Source organism: Enhydrobacter sp. (assembly GCA_025808875.1).
GTDB lineage: Bacteria > Pseudomonadota > Alphaproteobacteria > Reyranellales > Reyranellaceae > Reyranella.
The window spans coordinates 846,691-872,022 of sequence record CP075528.1 but is presented as its reverse complement, the minus strand read 5'-3'; the positions used below and the strand labels follow the sequence as shown (position 1 = coordinate 872,022).

General features: G+C 67.4%; 26 protein-coding genes. 11 read left to right on the top strand and 15 right to left on the bottom strand.

Going from position 1 to position 25,332, the window contains the following annotated elements:
• Positions 1-4 precede the first annotated feature (4 nt).
• Positions 5-766 carry a competence/damage-inducible protein A gene (locus KIT25_04320; GenBank protein UYN96181.1) on the bottom strand — a complete coding sequence of 254 codons (762 nt, stop codon included), beginning with the start codon at positions 764-766 and terminating at the stop codon, positions 5-7.
• 56 nt (positions 767-822) lie between these two features.
• On the opposite strand from KIT25_04320, the gene map reads away from it, so the two are divergent.
• Positions 823-1,704: a type I methionyl aminopeptidase gene (gene map / locus KIT25_04315; GenBank protein UYN96180.1), complete on the top strand. Its 882-nt coding sequence runs from the start codon at positions 823-825 to the stop codon at positions 1,702-1,704.
• 4 nt (positions 1,705-1,708) lie between these two features.
• On the opposite strand, the gene KIT25_04310 is transcribed toward map, so the two are convergent.
• Entirely contained in the window at positions 1,709-3,115 is a 1,407-nt protein-coding gene (locus KIT25_04310) for a beta-lactamase family protein (GenBank protein ID UYN96179.1), read from the bottom strand.
• 69 nt (positions 3,116-3,184) lie between these two features.
• Here KIT25_04310 and radC point away from each other — a divergent pair, with 69 nt between their 5' ends.
• Complete coding sequence (radC, locus tag KIT25_04305; protein ID UYN96178.1) at positions 3,185-4,135, top strand: DNA repair protein RadC; 951 nt, start codon at positions 3,185-3,187, stop codon at positions 4,133-4,135.
• Between the two features lie 13 nt (positions 4,136-4,148).
• Here the strand turns inward: radC and KIT25_04300 are convergent, their stop codons facing one another.
• The 3 genes from KIT25_04300 to rfbF are packed head-to-tail and all read right to left on the bottom strand — an operon-like array spanning position 4,149 to position 6,542.
• Positions 4,149-4,694 carry a dTDP-4-dehydrorhamnose 3,5-epimerase family protein gene (locus tag KIT25_04300; GenBank protein UYN96177.1) on the bottom strand — a complete coding sequence of 182 codons (546 nt, stop codon included), beginning with the start codon at positions 4,692-4,694 and terminating at the stop codon, positions 4,149-4,151.
• On the bottom strand, positions 4,681-5,784 hold the full coding sequence (locus KIT25_04295; protein UYN96176.1) for an SDR family oxidoreductase: 1,104 nt from the start codon (positions 5,782-5,784) through the stop codon (positions 4,681-4,683). The genes KIT25_04300 and KIT25_04295 overlap by 14 nt, the downstream gene beginning before the upstream one ends.
• The gene (rfbF, locus tag KIT25_04290) at positions 5,769-6,542 is read right to left on the bottom strand and encodes a glucose-1-phosphate cytidylyltransferase (protein ID UYN96175.1); all 774 of its coding nucleotides are present in this window, start codon (positions 6,540-6,542) and stop codon (positions 5,769-5,771) included. Before rfbF ends, KIT25_04295 begins: the two co-directional genes overlap by 16 nt.
• A 101-nt stretch (positions 6,543-6,643) precedes the next feature.
• Between rfbF and KIT25_04285 the strand changes: the two genes are divergently transcribed.
• Entirely contained in the window at positions 6,644-8,089 is a 1,446-nt protein-coding gene (locus KIT25_04285; protein UYN96174.1) for a flippase, read from the top strand.
• 32 nt (positions 8,090-8,121) lie between these two features.
• On the opposite strand, the gene KIT25_04280 is transcribed toward KIT25_04285, so the two are convergent.
• Together KIT25_04280 and KIT25_04275 are read right to left on the bottom strand one after the other, a co-directional pair.
• Positions 8,122-9,120 carry a glycosyltransferase gene (locus KIT25_04280; GenBank protein ID UYN96173.1) on the bottom strand — a complete coding sequence of 333 codons (999 nt, stop codon included), beginning with the start codon at positions 9,118-9,120 and terminating at the stop codon, positions 8,122-8,124.
• 192 nt (positions 9,121-9,312) lie between these two features.
• Positions 9,313-10,626 carry an NAD(P)-dependent oxidoreductase gene (locus KIT25_04275; protein UYN96172.1) on the bottom strand — a complete coding sequence of 438 codons (1,314 nt, stop codon included), beginning with the start codon at positions 10,624-10,626 and terminating at the stop codon, positions 9,313-9,315.
• A gap of 68 nt (positions 10,627-10,694) precedes the next feature.
• Between KIT25_04275 and KIT25_04270 the strand changes: the two genes are divergently transcribed.
• From KIT25_04270 to KIT25_04245, 6 genes are read left to right on the top strand one after another with little or no spacing between them, the layout of a single operon-like run.
• Positions 10,695-11,435 carry a DUF72 domain-containing protein gene (locus KIT25_04270; GenBank protein ID UYN96171.1) on the top strand — a complete coding sequence of 247 codons (741 nt, stop codon included), beginning with the start codon at positions 10,695-10,697 and terminating at the stop codon, positions 11,433-11,435.
• Positions 11,436-11,486: 51 nt separating this feature from the next.
• Positions 11,487-11,909: a helix-turn-helix transcriptional regulator gene (locus tag KIT25_04265; GenBank protein UYN96170.1), complete on the top strand. Its 423-nt coding sequence runs from the start codon at positions 11,487-11,489 to the stop codon at positions 11,907-11,909.
• Positions 11,819-12,250 carry an SRPBCC domain-containing protein gene (locus KIT25_04260; protein ID UYN96169.1) on the top strand — a complete coding sequence of 144 codons (432 nt, stop codon included), beginning with the start codon at positions 11,819-11,821 and terminating at the stop codon, positions 12,248-12,250. The genes KIT25_04265 and KIT25_04260 overlap by 91 nt, the downstream gene beginning before the upstream one ends.
• Entirely contained in the window at positions 12,247-13,125 is an 879-nt protein-coding gene (locus KIT25_04255) for a transglutaminase domain-containing protein (protein UYN96168.1), read from the top strand. Before KIT25_04260 ends, KIT25_04255 begins: the two co-directional genes overlap by 4 nt.
• 42 nt (positions 13,126-13,167) lie before the next feature.
• Positions 13,168-13,620, top strand: a complete 453-nt coding sequence (locus KIT25_04250) for a VOC family protein (protein ID UYN96167.1) — start codon at positions 13,168-13,170, stop codon at positions 13,618-13,620.
• 26 nt (positions 13,621-13,646) lie between these two features.
• On the top strand, positions 13,647-14,147 hold the full coding sequence (locus KIT25_04245; GenBank protein ID UYN96166.1) for a hypothetical protein: 501 nt from the start codon (positions 13,647-13,649) through the stop codon (positions 14,145-14,147).
• A 32-nt stretch (positions 14,148-14,179) separates the two neighbouring features.
• Here KIT25_04245 and KIT25_04240 read toward each other — a convergent pair whose 3' ends face one another.
• Positions 14,180-15,463 carry an adenylate/guanylate cyclase domain-containing protein gene (locus tag KIT25_04240; protein UYN96165.1) on the bottom strand — a complete coding sequence of 428 codons (1,284 nt, stop codon included), beginning with the start codon at positions 15,461-15,463 and terminating at the stop codon, positions 14,180-14,182.
• A gap of 87 nt (positions 15,464-15,550) precedes the next feature.
• Between KIT25_04240 and KIT25_04235 the strand changes: the two genes are divergently transcribed.
• Both KIT25_04235 and KIT25_04230 read left to right on the top strand, forming a co-directional pair.
• Entirely contained in the window at positions 15,551-16,612 is a 1,062-nt protein-coding gene (locus tag KIT25_04235; protein UYN96164.1) for an alpha/beta hydrolase fold domain-containing protein, read from the top strand.
• Between the two features lie 4 nt (positions 16,613-16,616).
• The gene (locus tag KIT25_04230) at positions 16,617-17,249 is read left to right on the top strand and encodes a TetR/AcrR family transcriptional regulator (GenBank protein UYN96163.1); all 633 of its coding nucleotides are present in this window, start codon (positions 16,617-16,619) and stop codon (positions 17,247-17,249) included.
• On the opposite strand, the gene KIT25_04225 is transcribed toward KIT25_04230, so the two are convergent.
• The 7 genes from KIT25_04225 to KIT25_04195 form a co-directional block, all read right to left on the bottom strand.
• Positions 17,246-18,196 (bottom strand): AEC family transporter, encoded by a 951-nt coding sequence (locus KIT25_04225; GenBank protein ID UYN96162.1) that lies wholly within the window; start codon positions 18,194-18,196, stop codon positions 17,246-17,248. The genes KIT25_04230 and KIT25_04225 overlap by 4 nt on opposite strands.
• Before the next feature lie 47 nt (positions 18,197-18,243).
• Positions 18,244-19,101, bottom strand: a complete 858-nt coding sequence (locus tag KIT25_04220) for a TauD/TfdA family dioxygenase (GenBank protein ID UYN96161.1) — start codon at positions 19,099-19,101, stop codon at positions 18,244-18,246.
• 10 nt (positions 19,102-19,111) lie between these two features.
• Positions 19,112-20,254 (bottom strand): acyl-CoA dehydrogenase family protein, encoded by a 1,143-nt coding sequence (locus tag KIT25_04215; GenBank protein UYN96160.1) that lies wholly within the window; start codon positions 20,252-20,254, stop codon positions 19,112-19,114.
• 26 nt (positions 20,255-20,280) lie between these two features.
• Positions 20,281-21,444: an acyl-CoA dehydrogenase family protein gene (locus KIT25_04210; protein ID UYN96159.1), complete on the bottom strand. Its 1,164-nt coding sequence runs from the start codon at positions 21,442-21,444 to the stop codon at positions 20,281-20,283.
• Complete coding sequence (locus KIT25_04205) at positions 21,444-22,640, bottom strand: acyl-CoA dehydrogenase family protein (protein UYN96158.1); 1,197 nt, start codon at positions 22,638-22,640, stop codon at positions 21,444-21,446. Before KIT25_04205 ends, KIT25_04210 begins: the two co-directional genes overlap by 1 nt.
• A gap of 139 nt (positions 22,641-22,779) precedes the next feature.
• Positions 22,780-24,126: a phosphatidylserine/phosphatidylglycerophosphate/cardiolipin synthase family protein gene (locus tag KIT25_04200; GenBank protein UYN96157.1), complete on the bottom strand. Its 1,347-nt coding sequence runs from the start codon at positions 24,124-24,126 to the stop codon at positions 22,780-22,782.
• Complete coding sequence (locus KIT25_04195) at positions 24,127-25,332, bottom strand: CoA transferase (GenBank protein UYN96156.1); 1,206 nt, start codon at positions 25,330-25,332, stop codon at positions 24,127-24,129. It lies immediately after the preceding gene.

Sequence of the window (25,332 nt, the reverse complement as noted above, 5' to 3'; positions counted from 1 at the left end):
GATCCTACTGCACGAACTCCTCCGCCTCGCCGTTCATGTCGCGGATGGCGACGATCAGCTCCGCCGAGGCCTCCTTCAGCCGTGCATCGTTCGTGCCGCGCAGCACCAGCGAGACCGACGGCTTGCCGTTGCGAAAGGCGGGATAGGAGCCGATATCGATGTCCTTGTAGCGCTGCTGCAGCCCGCCCAGCGGCTCGGCGATGATGCCCTCGGGCAGGTTGGTGCGCACGGTGCGCGACAGGACCGGATCGCCGCCCGCGAGACGATGCTTCATCGACTGGAACATGCCCTGGGCGACCGTCGGGATGCCGGCAAAGGTGAAGACGTTCTCCATCTGGAAACCGGGCGCCACCGAGATCGGGTTGTCGACCAGCGTCCCTCCGTGAGGCACGCGCGCCATGCGCCGCCGTGCCGGGGTAAAGAGCGCGGGATCGCCATAGTGCCGGGTCATGCGCTCGACCGCCTCGGGATGCTCGGAGATGCCGACGCCGAAGGCCTTGGCGATGCAGTCGGCGGTGATGTCGTCGTGGGTCGGACCGATGCCGCCCGTGGTGAAGACGTAATCGAACTTGCGCCGCACCTCGTTGATGGTGGCGACGATCGTTGCCTCGACGTCCGGGATGACCCGGCATTCCATGACGCGGACGCCGAGCTTGCCCAGCTCTCCCGCGAGATACGCGATGTTGGCGTCCTTGGTCCGGCCGCTCAGGATCTCGTTGCCGATGACCACGATGCAGGCGGTCACGATCTTGGATGTCTGGGACATTTCAATAGCCTAGCACGGCCTTGTGAGGGCGGGCATCTGATGCCAAATAAGACGCCATGAGCAGCCCCCGCGACCTTCAGGACGACAGCGTCGACTATTGGCGCCGCGACGAGCGCACCATCAAGCTCCATGGCCAGGAAGGGTTCGAGGGCATGCGCCGGGCCGGTCGGCTGGCCGCCGAGACGCTCGATTTCATCATGCCCTACGTCCAGCCGGGCGTGACCACCGGCGAACTCGACAAGCTCTGTCACGACCACATTTTGGATCACAAGGCCGTCCCCGCCCCGCTCGGCTATCGCGGCTACCCGAAGTCGATCTGCACCTCGATCAACCACGTCGTGTGCCACGGCATTCCGGGCGATAAGCGCCTGCAGAACGGCGACATCGTCAATATCGACGTCACCGTCATCCTCGATGGCTGGTACGGCGACACCTCGCGCATGTTCTTCGTGGGTGACGTCGGCGTGAAGGCGCGGCGCCTGTGCGACGTGACCTACGAGGCGATGATGCGCGGCATTGCCGCGGCCCGGCCCGGCGGCCATGTCGGCGACATCGGTCACGCCATCCAGACCTACGTCGAAAGCCAACGCTTCTCGGTCGTGCGCGACTTCTCCGGCCACGGGCTCGGCCGAATTTTCCATGACGCGCCCAACATCCTGCACTACGGCAAGCCCGGCACGGGTCCGGTGCTGAAGCCCGGCATGTTCTTCACCGTGGAGCCGATGGTGAATGTCGGCACCTGGCAGGTGAAGATCCTGAGTGACGGCTGGACGGCGGTGACGCGCGACAAGCAGCTCTCCGCGCAGTTCGAGCACTCCGTCGGTATCACCGAGACCGGCGTCGAGTTCTTCACCGTCTCGCCAAAGAGCCTGCACAAGCCGCCCTACGATCTCGCCGCGCCGCCGCCCGAACCGGCACGCCAGGCCGCCACGGCCTGATCACTCAGCCCTTTTCCTCCGCCGCAAGAACCAGCTTCTGGATGCCGGGCTCGGCATCCGGCGACAGCGTGATCGTCCCGCGCAGCCGGCCGCGTTCGCACGCCAGGGTGAACCGGCCGGCCAGCGCATGGATGGGCTCGACCGCCTCCAACCGCCCCTCGCCCAGCCGCTTCTTCAGATCGGCAAGCTCGCGGTCGCGCAGCCGGGCGGGCATGTCGAGCAGGAAGTTCACGGCGAGTACCGGCCCGGCCTTCTCGATGCGACCGGATTCATAGGCCGCGGCGACGGCATCGATCGCGCGCGCCAGCCAGCGCGACGCCCCGGTCGGCGCCGGTCGCGGCCGGGCCGCATGGGCGATTTCGGCGAGCCGCAGGGTCAGGCGCGACATCGGCGCGTAGGTGCGGTTGCCGAAGGCGAAAATGCCGATGCCGACCTCGGGCATCATCAGCACGTGCGAGCCGTAGCCCGGCAGGCCACCGGAGTGATGGATCCGTCGTCCCAGTTCTATATCGGCCGTGCTCATCAATCCGTAACCGTACGCGCTCGGCGGCATGACCTTGCCGTCGACGGGCTCGTTCGGGAACGGCGGCGCGTGGAACAGCGCCATCTCGCGCACGCTCGAGCGGCGCACGGGACCGGACTCGGGATCGTCGCGCGCCGGCCATGCGCTCAGCAGGAAGGCAACCCAGCGCGCATAGTCAGGCGCCGTCGTCGCCAGCCCGCCCATCGCTCCGACCTCGCCGTCGGGTTCGACCCGCTCGCGCGACCAGACTCCGTCGTCCAGCCGATAGCCCCAGGCATAGTCGCCGCGTGCCGCCTCGATCGCATCAAAGGTCGTGCGCGGCATGCCGAGCGGCTCAAGGAAGGTGCGGCGGACGAAGGCCTGGTACGGCTCGCCGCTTACGTTGGTCAGCACGCGGCCGAGCAGCGCGTAACCGAGGTTGCTGTATTCAAAGGCAAGGCCCGGCGGCCGCGCGAACAGGGTTCCCCGCGCGATCAGCGCGTCGAGCTCGGCGGGCGGCATGCCAAGCACCCGGTCGCCCCACGGGTCGTCGGTGACGAAGCCGGCGACGTGGCACAGGAGATCACGGACGCTGACCGGCCGGCTGTCGCGCGTCGGCGGGCGCACGGCAGCGAACTGCGGAATGTAGTCGGCGACCGCCGCGTCGAGGGCGAGCTCGCCACGGTCGCGCAGCGCCAGGATGGCAAGCGCCGTCATGTTCTTGGTCATCGAGGCGATGCGGAAGGCGGTCTCCCGACCCACCGGCCGGCCGGCCTCGATGTCGGCCCTGCCTACCGTCGCCACATGTGCGAGCCGCCCCTGCTCGACGATCCCGGCGACGATGCCGGGAATCTCGAGTTGCCCTGCGAAGTCGGCGCACGCCGCGTCGATCTGGTCGAAGTCGATCATCGGCCGACCATATCAGCGCCCCCGCGCCCGCGGCGACAAAAGTCGCGGGCGGCGCCATACTGCGGAAGCATGAGCCGAACCCGACCCGCCAAGACCGCAAAGGAAGACGACGAGGCGCTGCTGACGCTCCTCGCCGCCGGACTACGCCTGCAGGCGGCCGACGATCTCTGGCGCGTGACCGGCAACACCCTTCCCCACCGCGCGCTGCTGCGCGAATCAGGCGGCAGCTGGAACAAGCTCGACCAATGCTGGGAATTCGCGGGCGAGGATCCGACGGCGCGTCTTGCCGCCGCACTGGCCGCGCAGCCGGCACCGAGCGGCCACAACAGCGGTGCACCGGCCGCCGAGAAGCCCCACTATCACGGCCATCGCGCCCGCGTGCGCGAGCGCGTGCTGAAGAGCGGCATCGAAACGCTCGCCGACTACGAATTGCTCGAGTTGCTGCTCTTCTATTCGATCGAGCGCGTCGACACCAAGCCGCTGGCGAAGAAGCTTCTGGAGCGGTTCGGCACATTGGGCGACGTCTTCGCCGCCGAAACAGCGCAGTTGAAGGAATTCGACATCGACCAGCGCACCGTGGTCCTGTTTCGCGCGCTACGCGAGAGCGGCCGGCGACTTGCCGAGCGCAAGGTCAAGGACATGCCGGTGCTGACCAACTGGCAGCAACTCCTGGACTATTGCCATGCCGCCTTGGCGCACGAGAAGACCGAGCAGTTCCGCATCCTCTTCCTCGACCGCAAGAACGTGCTGATCGCCGACGAGGTGCAGCAGCGCGGCACCATCGACCACACACCGGTCTATCCGCGCGAGGTGGTCAAACGCGCCCTCCAACTCGGTGCCGCGGCATTGATCCTCGTTCACAACCACCCCAGCGGTGACCCCAAGCCGTCGCGCGACGACATCGAGATGACCCGGGAGATCCGGGCCGCCGCCGAGGCGCTCGGCATCTCGATCCACGACCATTTGGTGATCGGCCGCAAGGGCCATGCCAGCTTCCGCAGCCTCGGCCTGCTCAACTGAGATGGCGGCGCTGTTACGCCACGGCCGGGAGCTGTTCCAGCAGCGGCCATTTCCGGTCGGCTTCGGAGATCGGGCCGACCGGCAGCGGCCAGGCGATGGCGAGCGCCGGGTCGTCATGGCGCAGGCCTCGCGCGGCGGCCGGCGCATAAGGCGCCGAAACGAGGTAATGCACCTCGGTGTCGTCCGCCAGGGTCTGGAAGCCGTGCGCACAAGTGGTCGGCACGTAGAGCATGGTCCGCGACGCCGGCGTCAGCTTGATGCCGAACCAGCGACGATGGCTCGGTGACGCCGGATCGATGTCGACGATCACGTCGTAGATCGCGCCGCGCACGCAGCGGACGAGCTTGGCTTCGCCGTGCGGCGCGAGCTGATAGTGCAGGCCGCGCAACGTGCCGCGCGCCGGATTCATCGAAGCGTTGCCCTGCACCATGTCGATCTCTATGCCCTGGCGCGCGAACGCCTCGCGGCACCAAACCCGGGCAAACTGGCCGCGGGCGTCGACATGCGGTTGCGTCTCGACGACGAAGGCTCCCTTCAGGGGCGTTTCACGAAAAAGCATTGGGCCGCCAATAGAAGTCGGCATCGATCTGACGCGTGTCGAGCAGATGCTGGAGCTGGCGCAGGCGCGTGAAGGGCGGCGCGTTGAAGTCGCGGTCGCTCATGGCGATGTGCTCGAACAGCCCCCGCATCTGGCGGGCCCCGCTGCGCGCGTCCCAGCGGCAACGGAACTCCGGCAGCAGCCGGTGGATCTTCTCGAAGGACACGCGGTAGCTGCGATTGTCACCCGCGTTCGAGCCGAACTCGATCCGGCAGTTGGGAAAGGCTTCGCCGATCGCCGCCGCAATCTCGCGCACCCGGTAGTTGTTGTGGTCGTCGCCGACATTGAAGACCTGGTTGGCGACCACCTCGCGCGGCGCCCTCAGGGTGGCGATCACCGCGCCGCAGATGTCGTCGACATGGACCAGCGGCCGCCACGGGCTGCCGTCGCTGGTCATGGTGATGCGCCCCGTCGTCCAGGCGAGCCCGGCGAGGTTGTTGAGCACGATGTCGAAGCGGATGCGTGGCGAGGCACCGAATGCGGTCGCGTTGCGCAGGAACGTCGGGCTGAACGAGTCGTCGGCTAGCGCTCTTACGTCGCGCTCGACCAGCCTCTTGCAGTCTGCGTAGGCGGTTTGCGGGTCGGGCGCCGATTCTTCGGTCTTGGTGCCGTCGCCGGCGGCGCCGTAGATGCTGCACGACGAAGCGTAGACGAAGCGCGCCACACCGGCCTCCCTGGCCGCCCAGGCCAACGCCACCGAACCGAGATGGTTGATCTCGTAGGTCTTCTTCGGATCGTGCTGGCACAGCGGATCGTTCGACAGCTCGGCGAGGTGCACCACGGCATCGAAGCCTTCGAGGTCAGCAGGCGCCAGGCGACGCACGTCACGGGTCAGCGTCGCCGGCCGATCCTTGCCGTCGTGGTACAGCTGTCCAGCGCGATAGTATCCAGTGTCGAGCCCGACCACGTCGAAGCCTTCGGCAAGTAGACGGGGCGTCATGACCGAGCCGATGAAGCCGTCCGCGCCGGTGACCAGCACCCGTGTGGGCACGGGCCTGGTGGCGACTGACACGGCGGCGCAAGCCGCCTGGTCCGCTACCAGAGTTTCCATTTGGCGGTTCCGCTCTCCCAGTGGCTTTCGAGAACACTGCGGTCGCGCAGGGTGTCCATGTTCTGCCAGAACCCGGGGTGGCGATAGGCGGCCAGCCGGCCCTCCATCGCGAGCCGCTCGAGCGGCTCGCGCTCCCACACCGTGTCGTCGCCGTCGATATAGTCGATGGCGGCGGGCGACACGACGAAGAAGCCGCCGTTGATGTAGCCGCCATCCTCGTTGGCCTTCTCGCGGAATCCCACGACCCGGTCGCCGCCGGGCTGCAGGTTCAGCGCGCCGAAGCGGCCCGGCTGACGCACCGCGGAGACGGTAACTAGGGCGCCGCAGCGGTCGTGGAAGTCGATCAGCTCGCGGACGTCGATGTCCGCCACGCCGTCGCCGTAGGTGAGGCAAAAGGGCTCGTCGCCGAGATAGGCGCGCACCCGCTTGATGCGGCCGCCCGTCATGGTCCGCTCGCCCGTGTCGACCAGCGTGACCTTCCACGGCTCGACCCCGTTGCGATGCGTCTTCACCGAGTGGGCGTGCAGGTCGAACGTGACGTCGGACCGCGCCAGCGCATAGTCGCGAAAGTACTGCTTGATGAGATGACCCTTGTAGCCGCAGCAGATCACGAAGTCGTTCAGCCCGTGGACCGAATAGATCTTCATGATGTGCCAGAGGATCGGCTGTGCACCGATCTCGACCAGCGGCTTGGGTCGCGTGGCGCTTTCCTCGCTGATGCGAGTGCCGTAGCCACCTGCCAGGATGACGACCTTCATGGCGCCATTGTCTCCGACGCTGCCCCTGCAACCGAGTGATCAAGTTGTGGCGCTTGCGAACGCACCTTGTCCGGACGTGGCGGCACACGACAAATAGCGTGATGCCTCTCGACGCCGCCTATCGGCGCCGCACCGTCGCGGCGAACTTCCTGGCCATCGCCCTCGGCAGCGGACTGACCGTCGTCATCGGCATCTTCACCGCCGCCTACAGCCGCCGCGTGCTCGGTCCCGAGGCGATCGGCCAGGTGAACTGGAACCTCTCGCTGCTGGCGCTCGTCGGCTTGCTCGCCTCGCCCGGCCTGCAGGTCATCGGCCAGCGCGACATCGCGGCCGACCGGACGAAGACGGCGGCGATCGCCTCGCTCGTCCTCAGCCTGCAGTTCGTCTTCGCGATCGCCGCCTACCTCGCTCTCGTCCTGATTGCCCTGCTGAAGCCGCGCGGCGCAGACGCCAGCGCGCTCCTGCTGCTGCAGGGCCTGAGCCTGGTCGTCGGCGCGGCCAGCGTCGCCTGGGTCCTGCAGGCGCACCAGCGCATGGTCGCGCCGTCGGTCGCCTCGCTCGCCCTCGGTCTGCTCCAGATCCCCGCGCTGGTCGCGCTCGTGCAGCGCCCGGAGGACGTGCACATCTTCGTGCTCTACACCTTGCCGTTCTCGCTGGCGCTGGTCGCCTACGGCTTCCGGCATCTGGCCCGCCACGACCTGCTGCGCCCGTCGGACATCAGGCCGACGCTGACGGGCGGCCGCGACCTGCTTGCCCAGGCCTGGCCGATCGCCCTGTCGCAGGCCGCCGTGCTGCTGATCTACAACAGCGGCGCACTGGTGCTCGGCTTCACGCACGGCGACGACGAGGTCGGCTACTACACCACGGCCTATCGCCTGATGTTCATGTCGACCGTGATCAGCGGCGCCATGCTGAGCGCCTATTTCCCCGTGCTGGCCCGGATTCGCGACGATCCACACCAGGCCCGCCGGGTCGCCGCCGAGTTCACCACATTGATGGCCTGGATGGGCCTGCCGATCGCCGCCCTCGGTTGGGCCTGCGGCCGTCACGTCAACGACCTGCTGTTCGGCACGCAGTTCGCCGCTAGCGGCCCCTACTTCGAATGGCTCTGCCTTGCCATCGGCATGGTGTTCGTCAACATCGGCCTTGGCACGCCCCTCCTTGCCTGGGGCCAGCAGAAGCTCCACTTCAAGATAACGGTGGCGGCGGCGATCCTGAATCTCGTCCTCGGCCTCGCCCTGATCCCCTCCCACGGCGGTTGGGGCGCGGTGGTGGGCATCCTGGCCGCGGAAGGGCTGGTACTGGTGCTGATCGTCGGCGCGCGCCGCCGGGCGACGACCGGTGGACCGTCGGTGGTGCAGCCGCTGATCGTGCCGTTACTATGCAGTGCGGCCGTCGCCTTGACGATCGCGGCCTTTGCGCATGGCGGCGCCCGCTACTGGTGGCTGCACCTTGCGCTCGGGGGGATCGCCCTGCTCGGCTCTCTGGTGCTGTTCGAGCGTCGCATCGTCACGACCGCCCTCGGATTGTTGCGCCGCCCGACTTGAGGCGTGCCCGGCCGGCGCGACTCATCGGCTCGCTAGCGGACGATGGTGCGCACGACGAAGTACACCGTCCTGGCCACCACCGCGGGGGCGAAGCTGCAGCGCAACGCCTCGGCGGCTTGGCGCCAGGCGGCCAGACGATGACCGATCTTCCAGAGCGCGCGCGCCCGGCGGGCGGCGCGCATGCCGGCAGCCTTCCTGGCGGCACGACGCAGTCGCTTGGCCTCGGCCGACGGGAAAGCCGAACATGTGACGTCGATCGAGCGCCTTTCGTCGACCACGTTGGCTCCGGTCCGATACAGCCGGCTGCTGTCGGCGCCGGAATGCATCCGGTAGCAAGCGAGTGGCTCTGGCTCGTAGTAGATCGGCGTGCACAGGGCGACGCGCTTCCACATATCCCAGTCGAGGCAATGGACGAACAGCGACAGGAATCCGCCGACCCGCTCGTAGACCGACCGGCGCACGACGATGCCGGCGAATTGCAGCCGCTGATCGATCAGCTGGCGCGTCGCGAACGCGCCATCGAGCACGCCGCGGGTGCGCGCCTCGAGCTCCGAGAGGCCCGTCCAGTGACCATCCTCGTCGATGTATATGATCCGGCATGCGGCGGCACCGACCTCGGGGTTGACCTCGATGCCGACGCGCAGTCCAGCATAGAAGCCGGGCCGCACGGCGTCGTCGCCATGGAGGATATGGACCCAGCGGCCGGTGGCTCGCCGAATGCAGCTGTTGAAGTTCTCGACCATGCCGAGATTCTCGGGCTGGCGATGGAAGCGCACGCGATCGCCACCGACCTCGCGCACTACCGCCTCGGGATCTCCCTCGGTGGAACAATTGTCGACGACTTCGATCTGCATCTGGCCGACATCGGGCGCCTGGCCGAGCACGCTCCGCAGCGTTTCCCGCAGGTAGGCCTCGGGTGCGTTGTAGACCGGGATCATGACCGACCAGAAAGGGCGCCCGTCCCCTTCGGGCAACGGCGCGATCGTCGGCGGCGCAGCGAGCGACGACGTCGACGGCCTCTCGGTCGCCATCGCAGATCCGTCGGCAAGCGCGTATCCGTTGCCGTCGATGTCTCCGACGCGGAGAATTGCACCCATAGCCGACCTCAGGAAATCCGGGCCGCCTCCCACATCGGCGACCAACGCGCCCAATTCTGGTTCGACTGGCGCCGCGCGAAGGTGATCAAACTGTGATCGCCCGTGCGGAAATGTGCGCCCGCCGGCCTACGCAGCGCTGGCGAAGGATGCGCCGAAGACGCCGTCCTGTTCGGTCCGCAGCCGGTCGATCAGCCGCCCGGCCGGCAGCTCGACATCGGTGTAGCGCAGCACTTCGTCCCGGGCGATGTTGCGGCGCAACCTGCAGCCCGGCGCGATCCCCATCGGCAACAGGCGCTCGCGACGCGCCACGGACGCGTTCTCACACTGGCCGTAAGTCATGTAGTGACCGAGATCGTCGAGCACCGCGCCTTGCGCGAGGTCGGCCTTTGCCGTCGCCACCACCTCGACGGTCGGCGCACCGAGCGGTGCGATCGTGGCGTCCCCGAACAGAACGGCGCGTGCGATCGTGTTCGGCACTTCGAAATGGCACAGGTGATAGGGCGTGTGGAAGCAGTAGAGCGGCCCGGCGCCCAGCTTGTAGAGATCGAGGTAGTGACGCTGTCGCGCGTGTCCTATCGTGCCCAGCACGAACACGCCCGGCCCAGGCGCGGCACCGACGACATAGTCGACGATGCCCGGCCCGTCGATGAAGCGCTCGGCCTGCAGGAGCCGCGCCGCCTCTTCAATCGGCGTGCCTGCCGGCGCCGTCGGACCGAGCATGCCCCGGCGGGCGACGCCCATGCCGGTGGCATTGGCGATGACGGCCTGCTCGAATGACACTTTCGTCCCGTCAGCGAAGGAAGTGACCATGTGCGCCTTCTGCCCCCAGCGCCGGGCGAACGCCTCCTGGGTGGTCGGATTGCGATAGGGGTCGTGCAACCCCTTGATGTTGCCGCACAGCACCGGCCGCACGCCGATGCCGCGCACGAAGCGCACGAGGTTCATCGTCACGCCGGGTTGGTCACCGTCGACGTTGGTGTAGACGACACCCATTGCCTCCGCGCGCTTGCGGAGCAACGGACCCACGGTGCCGTCTAGCTCGGCATTCATCAGTATCGCGTGTTTGCGGTTGGCGATCGCGACGCAGATCGCGTGCGCGGCATGCTCGATCGAGCCGGTCGCCTCGAGGATGACGTCGATGTCGGGCGATTCGCACAGCAGGCGCCAGTCCTCCGTGACCGCCGACCGGCCGGTGCGGATCGCCGCGGCCAACCCGTCGGCGGATCGCGCCTGCTCGACGGTCTCCTGCCCCGCCTCCCGATAGGCATGGGCCGCGGCTTCGACACGCCGATTGGCGATCGCGACCAGGACCATGCCGCACGCCGCGGTCGCCATCTGGAGGGCGATACCACGGCCCATGAACCCGGCGCCGACCATGCCGACCCGGATCGGTCGGCCAGCGCGCTCGCGCTCCTCGAGAGCCTTGTCGACGATGATCATGCTGTCATTCTGCGCCTGCCTTGCACAGGCTCTTGTGACAAATTGGAGCCCTTTCCGGAGCGCGTTCGATGGCAGGCAGGATCTTCGTGGGCGTGGGTGGCTGGACATTCGAGCCGTGGCGCGGCGTCTTCTACCCCGAGGGCCTCGCGCACAAGCGCGAGCTCGAGTATGCCAGCCGCAAGCTCACCTCGATCGAGATCAACGGCACCTACTATTCGAGCTTCAAGCCGGCGAGCTGGGCCAAATGGGCGGCCGAGACGCCCGATGGCTTCGTCTTCGCGCTCAAGGCGTCACGCTTCTGCACCAACCGCCGCAAGCTCGCCGACGCCGGCGAGTCGATCCAGCGCTTCGTGACCCAGGGCCTCGTCGAGCTCGGCCCCAAGCTCGGGCCGATCAACTGGCAGTTCATGGGCACCAAGAAGTTCGATCCGGAGGACATCGAGGCCTTCCTGAAGCTGCTGCCGCGCGAGGTCGGCAAGCTGCCGCTGCGCCACGCGCTCGAGGTGCGGCACGACAGCTTCAAGGACGAGCGCTTCTACGATCTCGCCCGCAGCCACAACGTCGCCATCGTCTGCGCCCACGACAGCGCCTTCCCCAAGATCGACCAGCCGACCGCCGACTTCTCCTATGCCCGCCTGATGGGCACGCAGGAGAAAACCAAGGCCGGTTACCGGCCGGCGGAGCTCGACAGGCACGCCAGGCAGGCCAAGGCCTGGGCGAAGAGGGGCGACGCGTTCGTCTACGTCATCTCGGGGGCCAAGATGCGTAATCCGGCGGCAGCCCTGGCGCTGATCGGACGCGTGGGATAGGCGGCCGGAAGCCCTTGACGGGGGCGACAACCCACCGTAACTGTTAACTCTATGGTTAACTATCAAGACCCGGCGCTCGACCGGACGTTCGCGGCCCTCTCCGACCCCACGCGCCGGGCCCTGCTCGCGCGCCTCGACGAAGAGGACGGACTCACCGTGAGCGAACTCGCACGGCCGTTCCCGGTGTCGCTGCCCGCCATCATGAAGCACCTCGACGTGCTGTCCGACGCCGGTCTGATCCTGCGCACCAAGACCGGGCGCAGCGTCGCCTGCCGGCTGAGTCCCGCGCCGATGGAGCAAGCGATGAACTGGCTCGCCCGATACGAACGATATTGGTCGGAGCAACTCGACCGTCTGGCCGCGTTTCTGGAGGAAGACGATTCATGGCGAACGAGCCCAGCCTCACCCTCAAGCGTCGCCTCAAAGCCCCGCCGTCCCAGGTCTTCGAAGCGTGGACGCGGCCGGAGAAAATGACGCGCTGGTGGGGCGTCACGTCCCACGTCAACAAGCCCGTCGCCGAGACCGACCTGCGTGTAGGCGGCCGCTTCCGCGTGCAGTTCTGGGGCGAGAGCGGCGAGCATCATAGCGTGAGCGGGCTCTATCGAGAGATCGAGCCCGACCGAAGGCTGGTCTTCTCCTGGGCTTGGCAGAGCACGCCGGAACGGCAATCCCAGGTAACCGTCGATCTCGAGGCGGACGGCAACGGCACGATCCTCACATTGACGCACGAACAGTTCTTCGACGAGACGGCGCGCGACGATCATCGCGGTGGCTGGACCGTCGCACTCGACAAGCTCGAAGTCTTGTTCGCATGAAGCCCGACTTCTATCGCCAGCCGGCCGCCCTCAGCGACCCGTCGAGCCAAGTCGCCCTGTTCGACGACTTGCCCGGCGACGCCGGCGCGCTGAGCCGCATCGTGCAGGGGCTGGTGATTCACCAACACATCGCGTCGAGCTACGGCATCGCCCTGTCGCAAGAGAAGCACGCCGAGGTCCATACGCGGTCGGTCGAGGACATGCTGAAGAACATCGCCGCGCGCGATTCCGCGCCACTGGCCGATGCCCGCGCGCCGGGAGACAGACAAGTCGGGGTCTGCCGCCATTTCACGCTGATGCATGTCGCGATGCTGCGAAGAAAAGGCGTCGCCGCCCGCGCCCGCTGCGGCTTCGCCGCCTATTTCGAGAAAGGCAGGTACCTCGACCATTGGGTCACCGAGTATTGGGACTTGGCGCGCGAGCGTTGGCTTCTGGTCGATGCGCAACTCGATCGGCATCAGCAGAAGCTGTTCGGCATTGCCTTCGATCCGCTCGACGTGCCACGCCAACTGTTCGTGGTCGCTGGCGAAGCCTGGCGGCGCTGCCGCGATGGCAAGGCGGATCCCCGACAGTTCGGGATCCTCGACATGTATGGCCTCTGGTTCGTCGCAGGCAACGTGATCCGCGACATCGCCGCGCTCAACAACCACGAAATGTTGCCGTGGGACGTCTGGGGGGCGATGCCGCGCGGCGATTCGGACGTCGACCTCGAGCTGTTCGATCGGCTGGCCGTCCTGAGTGGCGAGCCCGACCGACATTTCGAGGGGCTGGGCGAGGCCTATCGCGATTCCCGCGTCGCCGTGCCGCCGACGGTCTTCAATGCCGTTCTCGGCCGCCCCCAGGAGATCGCGGAGATTAGTGCTGCCATGGCGTGACCGTTCGGGTGTAGGCTCGGCGGCCTGCAGAGGAGAAGCTCCATGCCCGCACTCTCGCTCGACCATTGGAATGTCTACTGCAAGGACCTCGGAGCCACGGTGCGCTTCTATGAGCGCTATGTCGGCCTGAGGGACGGCGACCGGCCGCCGTTCAATTTCCCCGGTGCCTGGCTCTATGCCGGCGACAAGGCCATCCTGCATCTCGTTTCGGAGACGGGCCGCAAGGACCACGGCAGCGGCGCCATCGACCACGTCGCCATCAACTGCGCCGACATTCGCGGCACGATCGACCGCCTCAAGGCGGATGGCCAACCGTTCGAGGTCCGCAAGGTGCCGGCTCGACCGTTGCAGCAGGTCTTCATCCACGATCCCGACGGCGTGATGATCGAGCTCAATTTCTGGAACGAGGCCGACGTCCCCGAGATCGATCGCAGCGACGTCCGGCCGGGCGAACGTCGCCGGCAGGCCAAGGTCAAGGCGAAGGTCCCGGCCTAATCGCCATCGCCCGCCTCGTTCCGATCTTGGAAGCCCTGCTGATCTTCGGGGGGCCGCTGGCGACATTGTGTGCCGGCCTGCTTTACCTGGCCGGCCGGCCGGAACACCACGCCATTGCCGGTCGCTCGCCGCACCTGCGTCGCCTTCTGCTCGGGCTGTACGGACCGGAGGTGCTGTCGCGGCATCGACATGCGCTCGAGGGCGGGGCGGGCCGCCCCGACCTGACGAAGGCCGCGCGGCGCCTGCTGCTGCTCGATCTCGCCTTTCCGCCGATCTACGGCGGGGCCTTGGCGGCCGGATTGCTGGTGGCGTGGTGGAAGATCGGCATGCCGTTCGGCCTCTCCCTTCTACTGCTGCCGGTCATCCTGGCAATGGCTGCGGACTGGTTCGAAAACCTCGTCCAGCTCGCCTCCCGCCCATCGGCCGTCGTGGTCCGCCTCGCCGGTGTCGCGACGGTCCTGAAGCTCGTCGGTGTGACGGCGTCGTTCGTTCTGCTGCTCTGGCTCGTGGTGCGCGTCTACGCCTGACCGGTCCGGGTCATCGTAGACGAAGCGCCGCATCAGGCCAGCTTCCAGATCCGCACAGCCTCATCATAGCCGCGGATCGTCAGCGCCCCGAGGTCGGTCGCGCCCTCGACGGGCACCGCCTCGATCACCTGCTGCGAGACCAGCAGCCGTGCGCCAATCTCCTTGGTGAGCTGCTCGAGCCGGGCCGCCAGATTCACCGTATCGCCGATGACCGTGTATTCCTTGCGTTGCGGTGAGCCGACCGTGCCGGTGACGGCCTCGCCGACATGAACGCCGATACCCACGCGCAGCGCCTGCCGCGGTCGCACCCCGTTCCAGGCATCGACCGCATCGAGCATGGCGCGCGCAGCGGCGAGCGCATTGGCGGCGGCGCGGTCGTCAGGCAGCGGCGCGCCGAACAAGGCAAGAAAGCCGTCGCCGAGGAACTTGTTCACGATGCCATTGTGGCGATCGACGATCGCCACCATCTCGGCGAAGAAATCGTTGAGCAGCGCCACCGTCTCGTCCGGCGGCTTCGCCCGCGTCGTGGCGGTGAAGCCGCGAATGTCGAGAAATAGCACGCAGACCGTCCGCAACTCGCTCGGCGGATCGGTCTTGGCGGCAATCAGGCGCTCCACCACGGCCGGCGAGACGTGCTGGCCGAATAGGTTGGTGACCCGGTCGCGCGACGCCGCCGCGGCGACCGAATCGTCGAACTGCCGGCGCAGCGACACCGCCACCAGCCCGGCGACGGCCCCCGTGACCACGAGTACGATGCTGCGGCTGAGATGGAACACGATGGTCTGTTCGGGCTGGTCGGCCGCGACATGAACCGGCAGCAGCCACACCGCCAGCGACATCTGCTGGATCGCGGCGACCGCACCCGTCCACAGCGAGAGCCAGAAGTCGAGCCGCAGCGTCGACAGCACGATGAAGGCGAAATAGAGCAGCGGCGGCCAGAAGGCGAAGACGAGCTGTGGCTCGAGGTGCCGGCTCAGTTCGAGGATGACGACGCCTGGCATGCTGGTCTCGACCAGGGCGTTGGCAAATCGGGCCGGCCGGGGGAAATCGCGACCGGCCGCCGCTCGATGCCGCAGCAGGGCCAACGCGACGAGTTCATATGCGAAGAAGGGACCGATCGCCGCCAGTGGCATCCACCATTCGATGCCGTCGCGAAAGAGGCGGCCGGTCAGCGACGGAAAGAAATTTGCAAAGATCATCGTGGTGGCGAGCAGCACCCCCAGCATGATCGCCAACACCCGCATGCGCTGCTGCTCGCTGCGCAGGATCTCCCGACGCAGCGCATCGGCATATCCGTCCCGTGAAGCCTCGGCCATCGCGCCGCACGCTAGCCATCCACGGTGCAGGCGTCGAGCCGGCACAGCCCCCTGCCGACGTCGAAAGGGACGTGCTAGGAAGCGGCCATGCAGATGACGGAGATCGCCCGGGAATTGCAGGGAAAGGCCGCCAATCTGGCCCTGCGCATGCCGATCTCCTGGGTGAACCTGCTGACCGGGCCGCCCATCACCGTCGACGGCCGAGTGCTCGATGCCCGGACCCAGTGGCTGCTGCAGCTTCTCGCCCGCAGCGGGCAACAGCCGCTGCACGAACTCGGCGTGACCAAGGCGCGCGCCGAGTTCGAGACCTTCCAGCAGGTGCTGGGCGGCCGCCCCGCTCCGGTCGGCGAGATTCTCGACCGCACGATCATGGGCCCCGCGGGTCGGCTGCGCACGCGCATCTATCGGCCCGCCGGATCGGTCGCGCGGCTGCTGCCGACCATTCTCTACTTCCACGGAGGCGGCTGGGTGATCGGGTCGATCGAGGCCTACGACCTGCCCTACCGCTTCATCTGCGCCCGCTCGGATTGCGCGGTGGTCGCCGTCGACTATCGGCTGGCACCCGAGCACAGGTTTCCGGCAGCCGTCGACGACGCGGTGGCGAGCTTCCGCTGGCTTGCCGACGATGCGGTCTCCCTCGGCATCGACCCGGCGCGGATCGTCGTCGCCGGCGATTCGGCCGGCGGCACGCTTGCCGCCGTGGTCTGCCAGCAGGTCCGCGGCGACGCACGCACGCCCTGCCTGCAATGGCTGATCTATCCCGCCACGGATCTCGCCGCCGATACCCCGTCGCACGCCAGTTGCGGCACAGGTTTCCTTCTCTCTCGCGACGACATGCTGTGGTTCCGCGAGCACTATCTCGGCGGTTTCGCCGACTTGACGGACCCACGCGTCTCGCCGTTGCGCGCCGACGACCTTTCGGGCTTGCCACCGGCCTTGACCTACACCGCCGGATTCGACCCGTTACGCGACGAGGGCGAGGCCTACGCACGGCGCCTGCAATCGGCGGGGGTGAAGAGCGTCCATCGCGAATTCGACTCGCTGATCCACGGATTTGTCGGCATGCGCGGTGCTATACATGCCGCGGCGCGGGCGATGGACGACATGGTTGCCGGCCTGCGACACGAGTTGGCACAGCTGGGACGTTGACGACATGGCCGAGCAGGCGACTATTTCCGGCGAGCGGGCTGGCCGGCGCGAACAGAACAAGGCGGAGAACCGCGCCGCCCTGCTCAAGGCCGCGCGCGCGGTGTTCGCCGAGATCGGCTATGGCGCGGCCGGCGTGCGCGACATCGTGCGCCGTACGGACCTCGCTTCCGGCACGTTTTACAACTACTTCAAGGACAAGGCCGAGATCTTCGAGGCGGTGGTCGGCGAGATGACCGTCGAACTGCTCAGGCGCCAGCGCAGCGGCGGACGCGCGACGGCGCGCACCGCCGAGGAGTTCTTCCGCTGCCATTGCTCCGTCTATTTCGGGTTCGTCGCCGAGGATCCCGAAATCCTCGCCTTCGGCCGCAACAACGTGACCTCGATCCGCATGATGCTGGAAAAGCCGGGGCTTCAGGTCTTGGCCCGCGCGCTGCAGGACGACATCCGCAACGCCATGGAGCGCGGTGTGCTGCCCAATGTCGATATGGGCTATCTGATGGCGGCGCTGGCCGGCATCGTCTTCGAGGCGTCGGTCGCCATGGTGTCGCGCGATCCCGTCGACCCGGACGCGGCAACTGACTTCGTCACCCGCATGATGCTGGGCGGTCTCGACAGGGTCGCCGGCAGGACCGGCTAGCGGGTCTCGACGCCGAGCAGCAGCAGCACGGCGGAAAGCGTGACGACGCTCGCGGCCGTCGAAATCACCACCGCATTGGTCGAGAGACCGACCCCGGTGCGATAGAGCTGCGCGACCAGGTAGACGTTGGCTCCCGCCGGCATGGCGGCGTTGAGGATGGCGACGGTCAGCCACAGCGGGTCGAGTGCGAACAGATGGCGGCCGGCCAGCCACACCATCAACGGCAGGAGCGCGAGCTTGAAGACGCTTGCCGCCGCCGCCGCCCGCCAGTGGCCCTTGAGGCCGACATGGGCGAGCGAGGCGCCGGCCATGATCAGGCCGCAGGGCGGCGCGGCGGCCGCAAGCGCCTGCAGCACGCGGTCGACCGCGGCGGGTGTCGACAGGCCGGGCACGACGGCGGTCAGTTCCGACCAGGCGAGCCCGGCGAAGATCGAGGGAATCACCGGGTGCTTCAGCATGTTCAGCGCGGCGCCGCCGAGCTTGGCCATCAGCCGGCCGCCGCCAACGTCGAACTCGAGCAGGAACGAGGACAGCGTCAGCAGGATCAGGGAATTGAGGCTGATGATCATCAGCAGCGGCACCAGGCCGGCCTCGCCGAAGGCGTAGGTGACGAAGGGAATTCCGATGCCGACGCCGTTGCTGAAGGCGCTGGACAAGGCGAAGACCGTGCGCTGCCCGAAGCCCATCCCGACGGCCGCGCCCAGCGCCATCACCAAAAAATAGAGCAGGAGACAAGCGCCGAAGAACACGAGAAGGATGTCCGGCGACAGGGTCTCGATCCGCACCTTCGACATCGAACGGAAGAGCAGTGCCGGGAACAGCGCGTAGAAGGTGACGTTGGTCAGCCCGCGCAACCCCTCGCGCGTGAGCAGCGACGACCGGCCAAGCAGCCAGCCCACCGCCACCATGCCGAACACCGGCACGATGATGTCGACGACGGCGTTCAACCGGAGCGCCCCGCCTCGGGCAGCGCCGACGCTTCGCGGCGTGGCATTTAGCCCGCGGCGGCCTCCAGCGCGCAGCCGGCGACGGTGACGCGGTGCATCAGCCGGCGCTCGCCGTGATAGTCGTTGGCGGCATAGTGCCAGGTGGCGCGATTGTCCCAGAAGGCGATCGAGCCCTCGCGCCAGCGGAAGCGGCAGGTGAACTCCGGCCGCGAGGCGTGACGATAGAGATGCTCGAGCAGCGGCCGGCTATCCTCGGCCGACCAGCCGTCGAAGCGCAGGGTGAAGGCCGGGTTGACGTAGAGCGACTTGCGGCCGCTCAGCGGGTGCCTGATCACCACCGGGTGCACGACGTCGGCGCCGACCAGATGCTGGTTGTCGAAGCGGCTGGCGCCTTCCGGGTTCGCGGCATTGACCCCCTTGGCGCCGAAGATGTGCTCCGAGCCGTGCACGGCGTTCAACCCCTCGAGCGTGCGCTGCAGGCCGGGCGACAGCGTCTCGAAGGCACGATACATGTTGGCGAACAGCGTGTCGCCGCCCTCGTCCGGCAGTTCGCGCGCCAGCAGGATCGAGCCCATGGCGGGCTCGGGATCGTAGCTGTGGTCGGTGTGCCAGCCGCCGCCGATGTTGGTCTTCTGCTCCGGTTCCTTGCGCACCTCGGCGATTTCGGGATGGCCCGGCGCCGCCTTGAAGAACCGGTTGACGTCGATGGGCGCCCAGCGCCGCGCGAAGGCGAGGTGTTGCTCGGGCGTAAGGTCTTGGTCGCGGAAGAAGATGACGCCGAACTCGGCGAAGGCGCGCTGCACCTCGCCCCACTGGCTGTTGCTGAGCGACTTGACGTCGACGCCGAGCACTTCAGCGCCGCACCCGCCGGTCAGCTTGCGGACCTCGATCGTGTCGTACGCCATGCGACCGCCGCTATGCCGCCATGGCGAGGTTGCTGTAGCGCGTCAGGTGATGCTGCTGGTTGCCGAACATCAGGTCGATCATGGTCAGCCGCTTGAAGTAGTGACTGACCGACAGCTCGTCGGTGACGCCCATGCCACCATGCATCTGCACCGCGCTCTGGCCGCAGAACTTGCCCGACTTGCCGATCTGCACCTTGGCGCCCGAGGCCGCCTTGCGGCGCACGACGGAATCCTCGTCGTCGATCTTGAGCGTCGCCATCAGGGTCATCGAGCGTGCTTCCTGCGCGTTGGTGAAGCAGTCGACCATGCGGTGCTGCAGCACCTGGAACTTGCCGATCGGCACGCCGAACTGCTTGCGCGTCTTGATGTACTCGAGCGTGGCCGCGTTGATCGCGTCCATGCAGCCGGTCGCCTCGGCGCAGAGTGCGACGATGGCGCGATCGACCGCCTCTTCGACCACCGGGAAGGCACCGTCGACCTTGCCCAGCACCGCATCGGCGCCGACCGAGACCTTGTCGAAGGTGAGTTCCGAGGCACGCAGCGAATCCTGGGTGGGGTAGTCGCGGCGGCTCAGCCCCTTGGCCTTGCCGTCGACAAGGAACAGCGTGAGCCCCTTCTCCTCGCGTGCTGCGCCGGCCGTGCGGGCGAGCACGACGATATTGTCGGCCGAGGCAGCGTTGTAGACCACGCCCTTGTGGCCCGACAGCGTGTAGCCCGAACCGCTCTTCTCGGCCTTGAGCGAGACGTCGGCGAGATTGTAGCGCGACTGGCGCTCCAGCCAGGCGAAGGCGAACTGCTTCTTGCCCTCGATCATCGGCGCCAACAGCGCCTCCTTCTGGGCCTTGGAGCCGGCGCGGGCGATCATGCCGCCACCCAGCACGACGGTCGGCAGGAACGGCTCGAGCACGAGGCCCTTTCCGAACTGCTCCATCACGATCATGGTCTCGATCGAGCCGCCGCCGTAGCCACCGTCCTCCTCGGAGAAGGACATGCCGAGCCAGCCGAGCTCGGCCATTTGCGCCCAGTTCTCCGCCAGCCACCCCTTGTCGGTGGCGGCGATCTTGCGCCGGTTCTCGAAGGCGTATTTGTCGCGCACGAAGCGTTCTGCCGCGTCCTGCAGCTGCTTCTGTTCGTCGGACAGGGACAGATCCATCTCGTCTTCCTCCAGTCTTGTGCGTCTTATAGCCCGAGGATGGCCTTGGACACGATGTTCTTCTGAATCTCGGTGCTGCCGCCGTAGATGCTGGTCTTGCGCATGTTGAAGTAGCGCGGCGCGGCGGGCGGCGCATGGTCCGGCCCGACCGGCGTCTCGTTGGTTTCGCGGAACAGCAAATCGGGTTGGTACGGCGCGGCGTATTCGCCGACCGCCTCCATGGCCAGTTCTGCGATACGCTGCTGGATCTCCGAGCCGCGCACCTTGAGGGTCGAGACCTCGGGGCCGGGCGCCCCGCCCAGCGCCATGGTCGAGAGCGCGCGCAGCTCGCTCATCTCGAGCGCCTGCACCTGCAGGTCGACATCGGCGATCTTCTCCTTGAGCGCGGGATCGTCGTTCAGCTCCCACAGCGAGCGCACGCCGCGCTTGGACGCCGGCACCTCGGCGATGCCCAGCCGCTCGTTGGCGAGCAGGAACTTAGCGCAGGTCCAGCCCTCGTTCTCCTTGCCGATGCGGTTGGCAACCGGAACCTTCACGTTGTCGAAGAATACGTCGTTCACGGCATGGGCGCCGTCGAGCATGAGGATCGGCCGCACCGTGACGCCCGGCGTCTTCATGTCGATCAGCAGGAAGGAGATACCCTCCTGCGGCTTGGCCTTGGCATCGGTGCGCACCAGGCAGAAGATCCAGTCGCCCCAATGGGCGTAGGAGGTCCAGGTCTTCTGGCCGTTGACGACGTAGTGGTCGCCGTCGCGTTCGGCCCGGGTGCGCAGGTTGGCGAGGTCGGAGCCGGCTCCCGGCTCCGAGTAGCCCTGGCACCAGGCGACCTCGGAGCTGCGGATGCCGGGCAGGAAGCGTTCCTTCTGCTCGTCGCTGCCGAACGTGTAGATCACCGGCCCGACCATCTTGACGCCAAACGGAATGATGCGCGGTGCACCCTCCTCGGCCAGAACGTTCTCGAACAGGAAGCGCTGCGTGACGTCGAAGCCCGGCCCGCCGTACTTCCTCGGCCAAGTGTAGGCGAGCCAGCCCTTGCGGCCGAGCGCCTTCTGCCACACGACGTGGTCGTCCTTGTCGTAGTGCCTGCCCGACAGGGTCTTGGCCCTGGTGGCCGGCGACAGGTTCTCGCGGGCGAAGGCGCGCACCTCGTCGGCGAACGCCTGGTGCTCGGGTTTCAGCGACAGGTCCATCAGAGCCCCAACACCATCTTGCTGATGATGCCCTTCTGGATTTCGTTGCTGCCGCCGTAGATCGTGGTCTTGCGCGTGTTGAAGTAGCGCGGCGCCGCGAGATGGGCGTACTCCGGTCCGACCGGCTCCTCGTTGCTGCCCTGCCACAGCAGGCCCGGCAGGTAGGGCGCCGAATACTCACCGACCGCCTCCATCGTGAGCTCCGTGATGCGCTGCTGGATCTCCGAGCCGCGGATCTTGAGGCCCGACACTTCCGGCCCGGGCTGGCCGCCATGCGCCATCTGCGACAGCACGCGCAGTTCCGTGTACTCGAGTGCCGTCACCTGGATCTCGAGATCGGCGATCTTCTCGGCGAAGGCCTGGTTCTCGATCAGCGGCCTGCCGCCGTCCTGCTCGGCGCGGGCGATGCCCTTCAGCGCCTCGACGCCGCGCTTGGACTGCGGCACCGCGGCGATGCCGAGCCGCTCGTTGGCGAGCAGGAACTTGGCGCAGGTCCAACCCTCGTTCTCCTTGCCGACCAGGTTGGCGACCGGGACCTTCACGTTGTCGAAGAACACCTCGTTCACCTCGTGCCCGCCATCCATCATGATGATCGGCTTCACGGTGATGCCCGGCGTCTTCATGTCGATCAGCAGGAAGGAGATACCCTCCTGCGGCTTGGCTTTGGCATCGGTGCGCACCAGGCAGAAGATCCAGTCGGCCCAGTGGCCCATCGTGTTCCAGGTCTTGGAGCCGTTGACGACATAGTGATCGCCCTGCTTCTCGGCCTTGGTGCGAAGCGAGGCGAGGTCGGAGCCGGAGCCCGGCTCGGAATAGCCCTGGCACCACCAGACCGTGCTCTCGCGGATCGCCGGCAGGTACTTCGCCTTCTGCTCCTCGTTGCCGAAGGTGTAGATCACCGGCCCGACCATCTTGGTGCCGAACGGGATGATGCCCGGCGCGTACTCCTCGGCGCAGATGTTCTCGAAGATGTAGCGCTCGGCCGGCGAGAAGCCCGGACCGCCGTGCTTCTTCGGCCAAGTGTAGACCAGCCAGCCCTTCGTCCCGAGTGCCTGCTGCCAGCGCATGTAGTCGTCGCGGGTCAGGTGCTTGCCGTTCTTCACCTTGTCGCGCACGTCGGCCGGCAGGTTGGCCTTCACGAAGGCACGCACCTCGTCGGCGAACTTCTGCTCTTCGGGGGTGAAAGCGAGGTCCATCGATCCCTCCCAAGGATATTCAAACTTGGTCCTGGAATTCGGCCGGAGTTTAGCCGCGAGCCCGGTCGGGACAAGCACGGCCATACCGGAGGGCGGCTGAACGCGCCGCGACGCGGAACGACTTTACGCGTCTGGCACGCTACGTCACGGCGTAGTTCGCCGTATCCAGTGCATAGGTCGCTCCCTCCCAGTCGCCGCTGCCCACCAGCATCCTGCGGCGGTTCGCAAGAGCGACCGTCCGGTAGAGCCGGAGGGCCGTGACGTCATCGAGCGCGGCGGTCGCAACCCCGAGATGTGCGTCGAACAGGCGGCACCGGATCTCGCGGGCGACGGCGGCATCCCAGATGGAGGCGTTCAGCTCGCTGTGCCCCGACAGCGAGAACCAATGAAGGTTGCACGAACCGACGGTGGCCCAGCAATCGTCGACCGTCATCAGCTTGGCGTGAACGTACTTCGGCCGTGGCCCCCACTCGCCCCTCTCGGCGAGCCCGGCCAGCAGGAAGTTCGGATGCTGGCCCAGCCGGGCCAGGCTGTCGAAAGGTGCGCGTTGCGCCGGGTCGCGCCGGGCCGCGAGCACGTGCGCCTCGGCCTCCGCCGGCACCAGCAGCACGATCGCCACGCCGCGTTCCAGGGCCTTGCCGAGACGGGCCGCGACCTCGGGAATCGGGATGGCCTGATGTTCGAGATAGATGGTGCGGCGCGCGGCATCGATCGCCTCGAGATACTGGTCGAGGATCGAACGCTCGCCACCGCCCACGTCGAACGGCGGCGCACCGGGCGACGCCTGCCCGTTCGTGTAGCGGCGGGGATGCAGCATGCGCTGGATCTGAATCGTGCTCGTTCCGGTCGACTGCGACAAAGCCGTCGGGAACGGCAGCGAATCGGACGGATCGCACGCCCAGCTGCCGTCGGGCTCGGCGCGCTCGCTCGCCTCGTTCCAGCGCTGCACGAAATTGTGCCGCACGTCGGTCGCAGCCGGCCCCGCAATCTCGAGATAGGCGTCGTGCCTCCACAGGGTTTCGGCGCTGAGATTGGCGCCGCCGACGAAGACCGTCTCCGATGGTTGGCCGACATCGATCAGCCAGTTCTTCTGGTGCTGGCAGAAGGCGGCCGGCACGCGGTCCCAGCGGATGCGGCAACGCGACCCGCGCCGTCGCAGGAACTCGAAGTCGTCGGCCGAGCCGCGAAACGTGCGATCGTAGCCATAGCTCTCGGGATTGGGGCGCCACAGCAGCAGGCGCACGTCGAGGCCGCGATCGACCGCGCGGTCGAGCACGTCGAACAACCCGCCGCGCCCGCCGGGGAACTGAAAGGCGTGCGTGTAGAAGGCCACCGTCATCCAGACGCTGTGCCGAGCCCGCTCCACCGCCTCGCCGATGCGACGGAAGATCGGCGCGCCGTCGAGCAGCAGATGCAGGCGGTTGCCCGGCCGCACCGGATAGCTGCCGCGTGCGAACGGGATGTAGTACGGATCGGCCGCGTGCATTCAGGCCGGCACGATCAACGCCCTGTCGGCCTTGAGTTTCTCGATCGCCTCGTCGCTCAGCCCCGCCTCGCGCAGCACCTCGACACCGTCGCCGCCGATGCGCGGCGCGTGGCGTCGGAACTCGACCTTGGTCTTCTCGAAGTCGAGCGGGCTGGCGAAGGTCGTGATCGGACCCTCCGTCGGATGCTCGCGCTCGGTGAAGAAGCCGACCGCCTCTAGGTGCGGATCCTCCAGCAGGTCCTCCATCGTTCGCACCGGCATGGCCGGAATGTCGGCCTTGTCGAACATCTCGAGCCACTCGTCGGTGGTGCGGTGCTTCAGCAGGCCGGCGAGCACCTGGTAGAGTTCGCTGAAATGCCTGGCGCGCTCGTTGCGGTCGACGAACCTCTTCTCCTTGCAGAGGTCGGGGCGCCCGGCGAGCTCGAAGAAGGTGATCCAGTGCTGGTCCGTGTAGGGCAGCGCGCAGATGTAGCCGTCCTTGGTCGGAAACGGATGGCGGAACTTGTTGATGATGCGGTCGTAGCCCATCGTGCCGCGCGCGGGCTTCCAGGTGGCGCCGAACAGGTGCTCGGTGAGCCAGAACGACGCGAGCGTCTCGAGCATCGGTACCTCGATCATCTGGCCCTCGCCGGTGCTCTTGCGGTGGTAGAGCGCCCCCAGGACGGCGATGCAGAGATGCAGGCCAGTCGTCTTGTCGGCGATCAGGCTCGGCATGAAGCGCGGCGGCAGGCCGTCGACGCGGCTCTGCAGCGAGGCGGCGCCCGATACGCCCTGCACCAGATCGTCGAACGCCGGCTTGTGGCCGTACGGACCCTTGCGGCCGTAGCCCAGCGAGTACGCATAGATGATCGAGGGATTGATCTTCTTCAGGTCGTCGTAGCCCAGCCCCAGCCGCTCGATCGCCTGGGGCCGGCTGTTGTGGATGAAGAGGTCGGCGGTGGGGATCAGGTCCTTCAGCACGGCGACGGCCGCCGGCTTCTTCAGATCCAGGCAGATCGAGCGCTTGTTGCGATTCGCCGCCATGTAGATCGGGCCCATCGTCTTGTCGCGACCCATCGAGCCGCCCGATGCACGCAGCAGGTCGCCCTCCGGCGGCTCGACCTTGATGACGTCGGCACCCATGTCGGCGAGATGCTGCGTGGCGAACGGCCCCAGAAGCACGGCCGTCAGGTCGATCACACGCACGCCCGCAAGCGGTCCCGGCAT